The sequence below is a fragment of the Gottschalkiaceae bacterium SANA genome (assembly GCA_036323355.1).
Lineage (GTDB): Bacteria > Bacillota > Clostridia > Tissierellales > GPF-1 > GPF-1.
In genome coordinates this window covers 1,743,874-1,757,445 of record AP028876.1, presented here as the reverse complement: position 1 = coordinate 1,757,445, position 13,572 = coordinate 1,743,874, and the positions used below count along the sequence as shown (strand labels likewise).

Annotated in this window: 14 protein-coding genes; all 14 read right to left on the bottom strand. The window is 42.3% G+C overall.

Translation table 11 applies throughout. The features are described 5' to 3' along the window. Position 1: 1 nt before the first annotated feature. The gene (locus AC25CA_RS08245) at positions 2 to 1,342 is read right to left on the bottom strand and encodes a TldD/PmbA family protein (RefSeq protein ID WP_486813381.1); all 1,341 of its coding nucleotides are present in this window, start codon (positions 1,340 to 1,342) and stop codon (positions 2 to 4) included. Beyond that, positions 1,339 to 2,739 (bottom strand): TldD/PmbA family protein, encoded by a 1,401-nt coding sequence (locus tag AC25CA_RS08240; protein ID WP_486813380.1) that lies wholly within the window; start codon positions 2,737 to 2,739, stop codon positions 1,339 to 1,341. Before AC25CA_RS08240 ends, AC25CA_RS08245 begins: the two co-directional genes overlap by 4 nt. Then, complete coding sequence (locus tag AC25CA_RS08235; protein ID WP_486813379.1) at positions 2,690 to 3,280, bottom strand: class IV adenylate cyclase; 591 nt, start codon at positions 3,278 to 3,280, stop codon at positions 2,690 to 2,692. The genes AC25CA_RS08240 and AC25CA_RS08235 overlap by 50 nt, the downstream gene beginning before the upstream one ends. After that, complete coding sequence (locus AC25CA_RS08230; protein ID WP_486813378.1) at positions 3,277 to 3,972, bottom strand: metallophosphoesterase; 696 nt, start codon at positions 3,970 to 3,972, stop codon at positions 3,277 to 3,279. The genes AC25CA_RS08235 and AC25CA_RS08230 overlap by 4 nt, the downstream gene beginning before the upstream one ends. A 9-nt stretch (positions 3,973 to 3,981) precedes the next feature. Continuing rightward, positions 3,982 to 6,039, bottom strand: coding sequence for an ATP-binding protein (locus AC25CA_RS08225; protein WP_486813377.1), 2,058 nt, complete (start codon positions 6,037 to 6,039; stop codon positions 3,982 to 3,984). After that, positions 6,036 to 7,130: a metallophosphoesterase family protein gene (locus tag AC25CA_RS08220; protein WP_486813376.1), complete on the bottom strand. Its 1,095-nt coding sequence runs from the start codon at positions 7,128 to 7,130 to the stop codon at positions 6,036 to 6,038. Before AC25CA_RS08220 ends, AC25CA_RS08225 begins: the two co-directional genes overlap by 4 nt. Before the next feature lie 9 nt (positions 7,131 to 7,139). Then, on the bottom strand, positions 7,140 to 7,877 hold the full coding sequence (truA, locus tag AC25CA_RS08215; protein ID WP_486813375.1) for a tRNA pseudouridine(38-40) synthase TruA: 738 nt from the start codon (positions 7,875 to 7,877) through the stop codon (positions 7,140 to 7,142). Then, positions 7,864 to 8,748, bottom strand: coding sequence for a UTP--glucose-1-phosphate uridylyltransferase GalU (gene galU, locus AC25CA_RS08210; RefSeq protein WP_486813374.1), 885 nt, complete (start codon positions 8,746 to 8,748; stop codon positions 7,864 to 7,866). The genes truA and galU overlap by 14 nt, the downstream gene beginning before the upstream one ends. 120 nt (positions 8,749 to 8,868) lie before the next feature. After that, on the bottom strand, positions 8,869 to 10,425 hold the full coding sequence (locus tag AC25CA_RS08205; protein ID WP_486813373.1) for an FGGY-family carbohydrate kinase: 1,557 nt from the start codon (positions 10,423 to 10,425) through the stop codon (positions 8,869 to 8,871). 106 nt (positions 10,426 to 10,531) lie between these two features. Beyond that, on the bottom strand, positions 10,532 to 11,239 hold the full coding sequence (locus tag AC25CA_RS08200; protein ID WP_486813372.1) for a GntR family transcriptional regulator: 708 nt from the start codon (positions 11,237 to 11,239) through the stop codon (positions 10,532 to 10,534). Further along, the gene (locus AC25CA_RS08195; RefSeq protein ID WP_486813371.1) at positions 11,236 to 12,135 is read right to left on the bottom strand and encodes a P1 family peptidase; all 900 of its coding nucleotides are present in this window, start codon (positions 12,133 to 12,135) and stop codon (positions 11,236 to 11,238) included. Before AC25CA_RS08195 ends, AC25CA_RS08200 begins: the two co-directional genes overlap by 4 nt. A gap of 5 nt (positions 12,136 to 12,140) precedes the next feature. Continuing rightward, positions 12,141 to 13,025 (bottom strand): bifunctional 5,10-methylenetetrahydrofolate dehydrogenase/5,10-methenyltetrahydrofolate cyclohydrolase, encoded by an 885-nt coding sequence (locus AC25CA_RS08190; protein WP_486816580.1) that lies wholly within the window; start codon positions 13,023 to 13,025, stop codon positions 12,141 to 12,143. Positions 13,026 to 13,068: 43 nt separating this feature from the next. Further along, the gene (locus AC25CA_RS08185) at positions 13,069 to 13,383 is read right to left on the bottom strand and encodes a YbjQ family protein (protein WP_486816579.1); all 315 of its coding nucleotides are present in this window, start codon (positions 13,381 to 13,383) and stop codon (positions 13,069 to 13,071) included. After that, the gene (locus tag AC25CA_RS08180) at positions 13,364 to 13,570 is read right to left on the bottom strand and encodes a hypothetical protein (RefSeq protein ID WP_486816578.1); all 207 of its coding nucleotides are present in this window, start codon (positions 13,568 to 13,570) and stop codon (positions 13,364 to 13,366) included. The genes AC25CA_RS08185 and AC25CA_RS08180 overlap by 20 nt, the downstream gene beginning before the upstream one ends. Positions 13,571 to 13,572 lie beyond the last annotated feature (2 nt).

Here is a 13,572-nt window from a genome sequence, read left to right as displayed (position 1 = left end):
TTTATTCTCCCGCAACACTAAGGGACTTCAACCAAATCGATGGTGCGCCAAAATGTCCTCCCGATGGAATGCCAAACCAAAGATCTTTGCCCACCTCGTGAATCTCTTGCAGCAATTGAAACCAATTACCGGCAATTGTAATCTGATGAATCGCATGATCTCGTTCTCCATCCTTGATTAAAAATCCGGAAGCAGCCAAAGAAAAATCACCCGATACCGGATTTAGTCCAGAATGCAGCCCCTGTACTTCAGTAATCACAATACCTTCTTTCATTTCCTTGATCATGCTTTCCTTGCTTCTCATCCCAGGTTCCATATAGAAATTCGAAGTTGAAATTCCCATAGATCCTTTGTAAGAGCTTTGATGTGCATTGCCTGTTGATTCGATTCCCGCCTTATTTGCAGTTTTCAAATTATGCAGATAGGTTGTCAATACCCCCTGATCAATCACTTTTTTCTTTTGGGTTTTTACCCCTTCTGAGTCAAAGGGTTGCTTTAAGAATCCAACAGCGCCAGTGGGGTCATCCACCAAGGTGATCAAGGAAGATGCCACTTTTTCATTGAGTTTACCCTTCATTCTAGACAAGCCTTTTTGTACTGCATCTGCAGAAAAAATTGAGCCAAAGCTTTCAAGAAAATCAACCACAACTCGGTTCTCTAGAACGGCTTCATAGCTTCCCGATAGAATTCGTTTTGGATGAAGAATCGAAATGGCTTCTGCAGCCGCTTCCCTTGCAATGGTCTGTGGATTTAATTCTCGAAAATCACGCGAGAGTTGAAAAGCAAAAGCGGTCTGTCGATCTCCGTCTTCTTCAGCCGTCAGATAAGAATAAGCCATAAAATAGCGATCCTGTTCAGAACAGGACAATCCATGACTATTCATCAATTGATATTCGCTCTCCTGCTCGGCGAAAAAACTATTGGTTACCTTGTGGATACGAGGATCGAACTGCAAAGCAGCTTTTTCCAACTCCATGGCAAATTCAATTTTTTCTGCTTCATTCCCATCACTTGCTTTCCGTAAATCAGATTCCATTGCTATTCCCTTACCCGGATAAAGAAATACAGGATCAGCTGAGTCAATCGATTGAGCATTTTCAATCAAGGTATCAACTAATTCTTCGATCAACTCCAGGTTCAGCAATTCCGTATATACGGAGCCCATCTTTCCATTCACTTTACCGCGAAAAGCATATCCGCCATCTTCCGAGAGTAGATATTTTTCCAACTTCGATTCATAGACGTTGATGCTAAAATTTTTAGAACGTTGCATCATCATCTCGACTTCATCAATGCCTTTGCTTCTTGCCTCGATTAGGAAGGCTTCCCAAAATTGCTTCATGCTTCCTCCCCCTTTCGACCACCGACTGTGATGCCAGAAACTCGAATCATTGGTTGCCCAACATTTGCAGGGATAGAACCGCTACTTGAGCCACACATTCCCTGTCCATGGGCAAGATTGTCCGATACATAATCGATCTGATTCAAGATATCCGCCCCTTTTCCAATTAAGGTGGCACCGCGTACAGGACAGTCAATTTTCCCATTTTTTACTAGATATCCTTCCATCACGGAAAAGTTGAATTCTCCAGTGATGGGATTCACTGATCCGCCACCCATATATTTCGCATAGAGTCCATTTTCTGTTGCAGAAAATATGGACTCAACGGAGTCTGTTCCTGCTGCAATATAGGTATTACTCATACGAGATGTTGGCGCATATTTATAAGACTCTCGTCGTGCAGAACCCGTCGCTTCCATTCCCATGCGTTTTCCATTCAAACGGTCAATCATATAGGATTTTAAAACGCCTTGATCAATAAGAATCCGCTTGCGTTGCAAGTCTCCTTCATCGTCATAGAGACTGCTGCCCCAAGCATTCACAATGGTACCATCATCAATAGCCGTGACTTTTTCAGATGCAATTTTTTCACCCAATCGATTAGAAAAAATGGAATTGTTCTTGGCAACCGATGTCGCTTCCAGACCATGTCCACAAGCTTCATGAAAAATTACGCCTCCAAAGCCATTGTCTATAATCACAGGGAAATTCCCTGCCGGACAAGGCTCAGCTTTTGCCATCGTAACCGCAACCCGCGCCGATTCTTCAGCTACCGCTTTCACATCTAGGTTCTGAACAAACTCATATCCTTGAGCGGCACCCGGAGAAAACCCGCCAGTCTGCATTTCACCTTGGAATTCTGCCACACTGCTGATTGAAAATCGTGTTCTTGTCCGCTGATCCTCTATCCATTTTCCTTGACTATTAGCAATCAAAATATCTTGCACAGCATCGGCGTATCGTACCGAAACCTGTGTGATAATAGAATCATAAGCAGATGCAAATTGATGGGCTTCTTTCATTCTCTCAATTCGGTTTTTCATATGAATCGATCCAGGAGATATCAGAATAGGATGAGGGGATACGATTTCATTTTTTGGAATCCACGGATGCAGAATCCCTTTTTTCGATTCACATACGGCTGCTGCTAATGTTTTAGCCAAGCGAAGCAGAGTCTCTTCCTTCAGATCCGTCGTGTATCCGTAAAGACTTTGCGTTCCAAAAATAATTCGAAGACCCAAACCTGAATCCAATCCACTCTGCACGGTTTCAACATCCCCACCGATCATCAAGACACCATTCACCCGCTTTTTTTCAACAAAGATTTCCGAAAAGTCAGCGCCAGTTTCAAGCGCGGTTTCCAATACCCTCTGTGCCGTTATTTGACTGATTAGCATGATTTTCCCTCCATTCTTTTCGCAAATCACCAATAGATTTGGTCGAAATCAAATCCCTTGGAATTTTAAGCATTTGCAAGGCTCGTTCCAAGTCGTCTTCCGACTCTACTTCTATTTCTAAATATGGGTCAGGATAGGTGTTTTCGTCCCATTGATCCATCTCAAAATCAATTCCCTGCCAGCGATAAGACTTCCGATGTTTCTCTCCACGATGGCGAAGAGGATGACCCAGTAATTCAAACATTTCAATAAGAACTTTCGGATCACTCACCTGTGAAGTGTATTCTTCGTAAACACGCAATTCTTTTGCAGATTCTTTCATCTTTAGGGTTAATTCAAAAGTCGAATCATTTGTGATTCGACTTTTGGTAGATCGAAGGCGAAGATAACCCAACTCACCCTCTGGTGTTTCAAGAACATCAGCTCGGAACACCCAGTTAATTTGATCCTCATCCTTGAGTAGAACGGCGCCAGCTTGAATCAAACGTTCCTCAACAACATTCAAGTTGATACCAAGCACCTTAACTTCTCTTTCCTTCATCCTACGATCTCCTTTAATAGCCGTGGAACAAATTGCAAATAATCAGAAGACACGCAATAAAAACTTGTTCCCCCCCATTTGCCTTCTCGGACAAAACGATGTCCCTCCGCATGCAAATGACCATAGATGCAAATCTCAGTTCCGTTTTCAACAATCCTTCTTCCAAACTCATTCAGTTCCCCATGAAAGGAAAATGGCGGATAATGCAACATAGCTATTCTTGTTTTAGACGTTTTCACCTGCTCCAAAGAAAGAGTAAGACGTTGCAGTTCACGTTTTACAATCTTTTCATCATGCTCATCAAATTGCTGAGAATCCTCTGAAGTCCACCCGCGGGTTCCATAGATTCCAACCGAACCCGATTTGTAAGAAGTGTTATGAATAAAGTGAATGCTTTTAAATTCTAATTGATTCATTTTTGATAATGATTCCCACCAGTAATCATGATTGCCTTTCCCGATGCACTTGATTCCCGGCAAATCATCTAGCAGTTTCAAATGATCAATGGCTTCACGCAGATGCATAGCCCAAGAAAGATCCCCAGGAAGCAGAATCAGATCTTGCTCACCAATCATTTGTTTCCAATTTTCTACTATTCTTTCTTCATGACGCTCCCAATTTTTCCCGAATACGGACATCGGCTTTTCCGATCGGATGTCAAAATGAAGATCAGAAATTCCAAATATTTTCAAACAGTCCTCCTATAATTGAATTAGATGCGGGTTCATATCTAACTCATGCATCAAATCTAACTCATATTCCTGACTCGTAAAGAATATAACCTGCTTTTTCTTAGCATATTCTTTTAACAGCCGCAAAGCCTGAACATGCCGGTCCCGATCGAATTGCGAGAAGGGCTCGTCAAGAAAAAGTGGTGTTTTTGCGTCTCCAGACAATGAATGAATAGAAAGACGCAAGGCAAAATAAACCAATTCGATGGTTGCAGCACTCACCTCGTCGACAGGTACAACCCTCTTCATCTCACCTTCTACCAAACGAATTTCAAAATCACGGCCAATTTTCACTTCACGATATTTACCATTGGTAAGAAAATCAAGTGTTTCTCCCATGTTTTTTGTTAATTCTGGAGAAAACTGTTCTTGAACTTCTCCAGCAATTTGATTTAAAGCATCGATTGCTGCTAAGAGCCCTTTCCTTTTCAGGTGCAGGCGTTCTGCTTGTTCTCGGAGAAGTTCCAATTCCTCTTCTACGTGAGCCAAGGAACGATCTTCTTCCTTTGAAGCGATCATACCTTTCAACCATTCGATCTCTAATTCATTTTCTTTCCTCTGCTGTCGATTCGTTCTACATTCTTCAGCAACCACCTGAGATGAACGTCTAGCCCAGCTAGAAGGAACAACTGGCAGCCGTAACAATTCCTCTTCTAAAAGGTTCCCGTTTTTTTCTTTCCACTGTACTTCAAAGACTTCATCTAAATGAGAAAGATCTCGTTCGATTTCCGCCAATCTTGCTTTGCCATCCAATTTGTTTTTGTAGTCCTGTAATTGCCCACAATTCGCTTTTTGACAATGAGCGTACAATCGCGCCAGCATTCTTTCATAATCTCTCCTGTCAGCAATAGATAAAAAAGAGTCCTCTTTTTCCGATTCCTTGACAACCGATTTGCCTTGCTTTAAATTTGTCCATGCAAAAATCAAGATCGATCCTACAAATATGCCAAGACTCGCAAATACACCGATCGAAACAGAGAAGATATAGAATACTATAACAGCAATCAAAGAGAGTGCTGCCGGCAACAATGGCCATCGAACCCATTCTGTGTGCTGCCTTTCTTCCTGCTTTTCTTCTCCGTGCATGCGATCCTTCAAATAACGAAGTTGACTTTCCAATTCTACAATTTCTTCCGCTTCTGAATCATCAAAATCACGAAAGGGTTCTACCTTTTCATGTTCGATTTCCAATTGACGGATTCGATCCTTCGTTTCCTCTAATTCTGCAAGATCTTCTTCTAAAGCTTTTCGTCTGCAATACTTCTCTTCAATTTCCAATTGCTGAAAATTCAAGTCTAGATCTTGATTCATTTTCTGTAGTTTACGACGCATGACAAACCAATCGCGCATTTCAGAATGACTTCGAAGCAGTGCCAATCGTTCATCTTCCAAGTTTGATAACTCTGCCACTAATTTTCCTAAAACCGAGGTTTTTTGTCGATTAGGCGAGCCGACCTTCTCCAATTGATTTTGCAAATGTGTCATAGCATTTTTAACGGATACATCTTCTGAAAAATCCTGAGCAATGCTAACGAAGTTGTCTCGTACTTCCGAAGCAAAATCATTCTCCGGTTTTACCAATCGCTGTTGAATATATACTGTGTTTTGAAACATCGGTCCCGACATTTGAAATAAAGCATCGCCAGGTACGATTGTACGAGTTGTTCCATTATAAGGAAATTGGTCCGTGATTTCTTCCCCATCCGAAAGACGAATAACAGAAACTGACTCGTCGCCCTTAATGAAATTTCGACTCAATCGATAGACGCCATTTTCTACTTTGTATTGAAGGGAACCACGGTATTCCTGATGATCCCAAGGGCGAAATCGGTCGTACGAAAGTGTATAGCGTTTGGTTTTCGTATAGGGACTATAAAATCCATAAAACATTCCTTGAATAAAGCCTTGCATCGTTGATTTTCCAGCTTCATTCGGTCCATAAACGCAATTGAAACCAGGAGAAAAATCCCAGTGATTCTGATGAAATTTTCCAAAACTCTGCAACTCTAGTCGTGTAATTTTCATCATTTTTTTCCTTTCAACAAAGCTTCAAGTCCAATATACAAGGCTTCTTTTTGAACCAATTCATCAAGATTTGAAGATTGAATTGTTCGAATGTATCGCCCAACAGCCGAATCACTATAGATTTGTTCTAACCTTTCGATGTTCAAATCCGGCTTTGTTTGATCACGGATGGTCAAATCATAGAATTCAGACTGTAATAAAGCCTTCAGCTGGTTAGAAGCCATTTCGAACTGCCCCTCCCAATACCCTGTGACCGTAACCTTGAAAAAATCTTTACTCGGTTGTAGATCAATAACGTGACTACGAATCTTTGTTGCCAATGAAAGAACAGTATCTGTTGCCGAAGCTTCAATCTCAAATGCGATAAATTTACGACTACTTTCTGGAATGAATTGAATATCCGTCTGCCCATCTTTTATGCGAACATCCATATAGCCATGTTCCCCATACTCCCCAAAATCCAAGGGTTCTGGACTTCCCGCATAGGCCCCTGTAAATTTTTTTGAGATTTCAGGTCGATGAATATGTCCTAAAGCGACATAATCAAAATTTCCTTCCTGAATGTTCTTCGAGGACAAATTAGCATAGAGGGATCCTTCAAGATCAAGATCACCATGATGCATAAGAAGATTTTTCGTATCGGGATTAAAAATAGGTACGATACAAGTTTCAGAATCTTCTTTGCGGTCCCAACTTTTCCCCCAGATGGTTAGATTCTTCTCTTCCAACTCGATTTTTTCAAATTGCTGCGAAGAAAACACATACACATTTTTAGGCCATTTCACCCAGTGATAGACACTCTTTTCTCCCAAGGGATCATGATTGCCAGCGATCACATAAATTGAAATAGGCGACAGGCTAGCAAAAAGCTCCGAAACACCCAATAGATCTTGAAGACTACAATAGTGACTGTCAAAAAGATCGCCTGCAATCAAAATAAAATCTACGCCTTCGTCCTTTGCCCTTCCGCAAATGCGCGCAAAGGTTCCCCAGGTTTCATTCCGCCTCGATTCAGCATGCGCATGGCTTAAGCAATGAGTGGAATAGCATTTCCCGATATGAATATCTGCCAAATGAAAAAATCGTATCTCCATGAAGTCCTCCTAGTAGATGACACGCTCCAAACACAAACCCTTTGCTGGAGCTACTGCTCTCGTATTGGCTCGTGATTTTTCGTCAAGAATATCTTTTACCGCCTTCGGCTTAACAACGCCTTGGGCAACCTGGATCAAAAGTCCCATCATCAAGCGTACTTGCTGACGCAGAAATCCACTTCCTAAAAAATCGATTTGTATTTCGTCTGACAAAGCTGTAACAGTAATCGACTCAATCGTCCGAACCGTGGATTTTGTCTTTGATTTCATGGCCGTAAATGATTGAAAATCATGCTCGCCTATTAAATAGCTAGCAGCACTGCGCATTGCCTCTAAGTTCAGAGGCTCTTCAATCCGAATCATTTCTTTTCTCTCAAACACATTTCCAGATGGAGAAACAGAAATTCGATAACGATAAATCTTTTGCTTGGCATTAAATCTAGCATGGAAACGATCATCCGCCTTTTCCATGGACATGATTTGAATATCCTCCGGAAGATAATGGTTGATTTCGCCCAAAGACTTAGGATCAATTCGATTTTTCGGTAGTTCCACAGAAGCAATCTGCCCCTTTGCATGAACGCCGGCATCAGTTCGTCCTGAACCGTCGATCAAAATTGGACGGGTGTATATTCTCGATAAAACTGCTTCAATTTTTCCTTGAATGGTCATATCAGTATTACCCAATCGTTGCCATCCTTGATATTTCGTGCCGTCATAGGCAATGGTCATTTTAAAAGTTGTCATTATTTTCTCCTTGTATTAGGTTTTTTAAATAGGTATGAAATGCGTCGCCAATTTCTGGATTCTTCAGTCCAAATTCAACGGTTGCTTCTAAGAAGCCAAGTTTATCACCGGCATCATATCGCCTTCCCTCGAAGTCATAGGCCAAAACTCGATTCCCTTGGCAAAGTTTTTTAATTCCATCTGTTAATTGAATTTCATTTCCAGCTCCCGGTTGAGTTTCCTCCAAATACCCGAAAATATCAGGTGTCAAAATGTATCGACCCAGAATTGCTACATTGGATGGCGCATCCTCCCTGGCTGGCTTTTCGACCATGTCTTTCACTTCATAAGTCCGAGAAGCAATTTCTTTTCCATCGACAATACCATATTTAGATACATGATCCCACTCAACTGATTGTACGCCAACCACACTGCATTGATACTGCTCATAACTATCAATCAATTGTTTTAAACAGGGCACTTGATGATCAACAATATCGTCTCCCAGCAAGACGGCAAAGGGTTCATTACCCACAAAGGTTTTCGCTTGAAGGATCGCATGCCCCAATCCCAAAGCTTCCTTTTGCCTAATAAAGTGAATATTCACCATGTTTGTTATCTCTCGGACCATGGCTAAAGCTTCATCTTTCTGATTCTTCTCCAATGTCAATTCAAGTTCCACGGATCGATCAAAATGATTGATGATGGAGGACTTGTCGCGTCCCACAATAATCAAGATTTCTTCGATGCCGGAATTCAATGCTTCTTCTACAATATATTGAATCGATGGTTTATCGACGATGGGTAACATTTCTTTTGGTTGTGCTTTCGTAGCTGGAAGAAATCTTGTACCAAACCCAGCCGCAGGAATAACTGCTTTTCTGATTTTCATTCTTTTCTCCTCTCATTTTATTCTACCCTTTATTATAAACGATATATGACTTGGATAAAAGAAAAGAAGCGCGAAATTCACGCTTCTTTTCTTGCACTCAAGACTTGCAATCAATATGTCCTATTCTTCATTGATTTCCTTCATAATTTTTCTCAATTCTTTATATAAGGGTTTCAACTGCTTATAGGTTTTTTTATAGATTCTTTGATATAGAAGTTGGTAGATCTTCGCCTCTTTGGGATCCGGTTCAAACCAATCGGTTTTTTGAACCATTTTTGCAATTCCCTCTTCGAAAGTATCATAAACACCAAGTCCAACAAAACCGGCTATGGCCGCACCCAATCCCGATGTTTCATGGGTTTGCACGCGATATACGGGAATATTGAAAAGATTTGCCGTAATCTGGCAAATGGCATCGCTTTGCGATCCACCGCCGGAAATAGCAATCGATGTAAAAGAATGACCTAGTTTTTTTTCAATCTGTCCCGCTCCTTCCAGCAAGGCATATCCAACACCTTCTATAATCGCTCGATAAATATGAATGCGTGTATGTTGATCATTAAATCCTAAAATTGAACCCCTAGCTTCAGGTTTCTTGATGCCAGCTCCCCATAAGGGTTGTAGAATTAATCCATCTGACCCGGCAGGCACAGCCGCTAAACGCTTATTTAAAAGAGATTCTGGAGACACGCCCAATTCTTTTGCCTCTTGCATTTCCTTTTCTGCAAATTCCCGTTCGAACCAAGATATCATCCAATACCCTTTATATACTTGAATCTCTGGATTAAAACTAGCGGGGATCATCGCTGCAAAGGGTGGAATATATCGTATGGGTTCAAAATAACGCCTTGTTGTTGTTTGGATACTGGCTTGAGAGCCTAAAGATATGCTCGCTGTTGTTTCATCCATGCATCCCGATCCAATCGTCTCACAGCCCTTGTCCGACGCTGAGGCAATAACTGGCAAGCCAAGAGGCATAGCCGATTCACTCGCCGCCCTCTCTACGATCTCACCGACCCTTTGACCTGGCTCAATCAGTTCTGGAAGCATTCCTTTGGGAATTTGAAAAATCTGTCCCTTGATCGAAAAACTAGGTTCCCATTTTCTCGTTTTATGATTAAAAGGAACCTTCCCTGCTTGTGCAGCATCGCTGTCCCGATACAAGCCAGTCATACGAAAGAGCAGATAGCCCGACAGCAACAAAACACGTTCTGTGTTTTTCCAAATTTCGGGCTCCATTACTTTCACCCAATGCGCCGGACAATTTCGATTATATGTGATCGCAGTTTCCCGCATTCCCGTCAACCGAAGAGCCAAAGCTTGCGTTTTATTAAAAGGAAGTGCTTTCTTCAATTTTCTCTGATCCATCCAAATTATCGCAGGACGAAGAGGTCTCCCGCTCTGATCTAAAAATACAGCCGTGTCTCTCTGTGTCGTCAGTGTTACTGCTTCCACCATTTCAAATAATTTTGGTGACTTTTGTTGAAGACTTCGCGTTACTTGGCATAGATTTTCCCAATACTGATCCGCATCCTGCTCCGCCCAATCCAAATGTGGTGACGTGTACGGTTGAAAACTTTTTTTTACCCGATCCAGCAATTCTCCCTTTTGATTAAAGAGCATAGCGCGGACACTCTGGGTGCCGCAATCGATAGATAATACCACCTTGGATGCCATAGTTTCCTCCTATTGGTAGATTCAAGGATATTATATCACTTCTTTCCAAAATGAGACCAAGGACAATTGAATTCCTTGGTTAAATGAAAAAACCGACTTACGTCGGTTAAATGGAAAAATCATATTCTGTCATAGGAATCACAAATGAAACATAGGAGATGGGAGATTCCTTCTTTTTCACATAAATCCATCGTTCCAAAGCTAAAACCTGACAGTTTTCCTTCAATTCCAATTGTTCCCGCTCGACTTTCGTAGGGTTCTTCGGTGTCATAATTTGCTCAATACGATCGATTTGATTTCCCCATTGCTGCAAGAGAAACCGCGAAATGGATTCATGTGGATTCACTTCCTCTAAGTTGATTCCTTGAGAGGAAAAAACCGACTCTTCCATGGCCAAAGGGCGGCCTTCTACAACGCGCAAACGTAAAATCCGCATGGATTCTTTCAACTGAGGCATGCGAGCCCGATCGGCGATTCCCTTCGGTTGCGTGCCGATAAACTGATCCAAAACCACATTCGTTTCTTCTAAGCCCCTCACTTGAAGCGCATAACGCAAGCTAATCAAGGGTTCAAACCCAATGGAGAACTGTGTCTTTGCAACAAAGGTCCCCTTCCCTCTTCGCTTGATCAGATATCCCTCTTGTACCAGGATGGAGACAGCCTTTCGAACCGTATCACGGCCCAAATGATAGAGTTCCATCAACTCCAATTCCGTCGGAATCTGATCCTTTTCCTGCCAAATTCCAGACTTAATTTGATCCAACAAATCGTTTTTTAGTTGAATGTATAAGGGCCTTTCATCTAATGGATTCATCCCTTCCCCCTTGCCGCTGGAAATCCAGGTATCGATTCAGCTTGTTCAACCGCGTCGATGACTGCAGAAGCCACAACCTGCTCCGTCACTTTGCACAGGCTATAAAAATCAAAAGGAATCTTTGCAGTTGACAGGCAAAAAAGCGTGTCTCCATCATAAGGGGTATGACAGGGCCGTATGGATCGTGCATACCCATTATGTCCAACAGAAGCCAATTTATTCGCTTGTGATTTGGTAACAATCGCATTGGTTAAAATGAAACCGATGGTTGTATTGCTTCCTAAAAATGGCTTTTGATCCGGCGTTTGATTCTCAGAAATCTGCACCCCTGCAATCCGTTCTCCTGTTTCTGAAAAAATCTCGCCAAAACTATTGACTGCAATTCCCGCCGCGACAAAAAAATCATCCCTCTCAAAAATCGAAAAACCAAATCCTGATTTCATCGCAAGATGCATGCCCTTTTCCTTGCCAACAGTTGCGCCTGTCCCCGCACCAATATTCCCTCGCAATGGAATTCCATCTTCCGCGTTAACACAGGCATGATATCCCATTTTCGCGGTTGGCCTAATCGCAGCTTGACCGACTGCTAAATCAAAGAGAACGGCTGCTGGAACAATTGGTACTTTCGCAACACCCGTATCAAATCCGATTCCCTGTTCTTCCAAATATTGCATCACACCCGATGCTGCATCCAAACCAAAGGCGCTTCCACCGGAGAGCAACACCCCATGCACACATTCCACCGTCATACGCGGATCCAGCAGTGCCGTTTCTCTTGTACCCGGCGCTCCGCCGCGAACATCGACACCAGCAATTGCACCTTCCGGACAAAGCAAAACTGTACAACCCGTTTTCGCCACTTGGTCATCGGCATGACCAATTAAAAATCCTTTCATCTCTATTACCCCCATCTTTCCTCGAAAGAAGCAACCAAACTTAAGCCGCTAAGTTGACGGCATGAATATACAACATTCCTTAAAAGCACAGCAGACGTCACAGCACCAATCCCCCTGGGGACCGGCGAAGCGGCAACTACCAACGATTCTAATTCTGAATAACGCACATCCCCGCACATGGAACCATCTTGGCGTTTGTTAATCCCCACATCGATAACACAGCTATGAGAATCAAAACACTCTGCGCCAAAAAGCTCTGGCTTTCCGACGGCAGATACCACAATATCGGCAGCTTTCATTTTTTCAATCAGATTCTTGGTTCTGGAATGACAGATCGTTACGGTTGCATTGCGATCCAAGAGTAGCATGGCTAAGGGCTTTCCTACAACCAAGGAACGATTGACAATCACAACATCCTGCCCAGCCAAGGGAATTTCATAATAATCCAGCATTTCCATGACAGCAGCTGGTGTACCAGGCAATCTCCCCCGGCTTTTTCCAATAATGATTTTGCCAAGATTGTCAGGATTCATATAGTCGACATCCTTACAATGATCTAAAAATGTACTAATTTTCTCGTTTGAAATATGGTCAGGCAAGGGTCGAAAAATCATGACACCATGTATTTCAGCATCCTCATTGAACCGCTGAATCTGATGAATTAAATCATCCTCCGTAATAGATTGAGGCAGCGAAACATCATCCGCTTGAATTCCAATTTTTTCACACTGACGTATCAAACTGTGCTTGTAAAAGGTATCATCCGAAGCCGTGCCGATCTGCACCATTGCAACCCGGGGAATATATCCGTACTCCCTTAATAAAGAAATCCTTGTTTTTGCTTTTTTATAAATCGCGTCTGCGACTGGTTTCCCCAATAATTCTTGCATTCGAACCCTCCCGTGACAAATGAAAAAGCGGAGTTTCCTCCGCTTATTTAAACGTTACAGCTGTTCCATACGCCAAAATTTCTGCAGCGCCTTGCATAACTGCCGATGTCGTATACCGCACATTGACAATTGCATCCGCCCCTAAAGTTTTTGCCTCTTCCACCATCTGCAAGGTGGCAAATTGACGCGCTTCCGTCAACATTTCAGCATACTCTTTCATTTCGCCGCCAACAATTTGTCGGAAGCCGGACATAATGTCTTTCCCAATATGTTTCGCCCGAATTGTAGAACCTTTCACAAGTCCCAATGCTTGATCAATTTCTTTCCCTGGAATAGATTCAGTATTTACGATGATCATCGTCATTCTCCTTTCGCTGATCTTGAAACCTTTCTGCTATCAAAAGTCCAAGAAGTATTACCACAACGGCACCCATCACTCTAATAAAACCAAGAGCTAAAGCATCCGTTGGATCTCCCCAAAAAAGTATTACCAAAACAAAAATAGCATAAGCAATTGCCAAGCCGATGGCTAAAAATTGTTTCATTT

Bases quoted from the DNA above. Each gene is read 5' to 3' on its own strand.
- AC25CA_RS08200 (WP_486813372.1), bottom strand. From the start codon at position 11,239: ATGAATCCATTAGATGAAAGGCCCTTATACATTCAACTAAAAAACGAT.
- AC25CA_RS08180 (WP_486816578.1), bottom strand. From the start codon at position 13,570: ATGAAACAATTTTTAGCCATCGGCTTGGCAATTGCTTATGCTATTTTT.
- AC25CA_RS08220 (WP_486813376.1), bottom strand. From the start codon at position 7,130: ATGGAGATACGATTTTTTCATTTGGCAGATATTCATATCGGGAAATGC.
- truA (WP_486813375.1), bottom strand. From the start codon at position 7,877: ATGACAACTTTTAAAATGACCATTGCCTATGACGGCACGAAATATCAA.
- AC25CA_RS08205 (WP_486813373.1), bottom strand. From the start codon at position 10,425: ATGGCATCCAAGGTGGTATTATCTATCGATTGCGGCACCCAGAGTGTC.
- AC25CA_RS08225 (WP_486813377.1), bottom strand. From the start codon at position 6,039: ATGATGAAAATTACACGACTAGAGTTGCAGAGTTTTGGAAAATTTCAT.
- AC25CA_RS08235 (WP_486813379.1), bottom strand. From the start codon at position 3,280: ATGAAGGAAAGAGAAGTTAAGGTGCTTGGTATCAACTTGAATGTTGTT.
- AC25CA_RS08195 (WP_486813371.1), bottom strand. From the start codon at position 12,135: ATGAAAGGATTTTTAATTGGTCATGCCGATGACCAAGTGGCGAAAACG.
- AC25CA_RS08240 (WP_486813380.1), bottom strand. From the start codon at position 2,739: ATGCTAATCAGTCAAATAACGGCACAGAGGGTATTGGAAACCGCGCTT.
- AC25CA_RS08245 (WP_486813381.1), bottom strand. From the start codon at position 1,342: ATGAAGCAATTTTGGGAAGCCTTCCTAATCGAGGCAAGAAGCAAAGGC.
- galU (WP_486813374.1), bottom strand. From the start codon at position 8,748: ATGAAAATCAGAAAAGCAGTTATTCCTGCGGCTGGGTTTGGTACAAGA.
- AC25CA_RS08185 (WP_486816579.1), bottom strand. From the start codon at position 13,383: ATGATCATCGTAAATACTGAATCTATTCCAGGGAAAGAAATTGATCAA.
- AC25CA_RS08190 (WP_486816580.1), bottom strand. From the start codon at position 13,025: ATGCAAGAATTATTGGGGAAACCAGTCGCAGACGCGATTTATAAAAAA.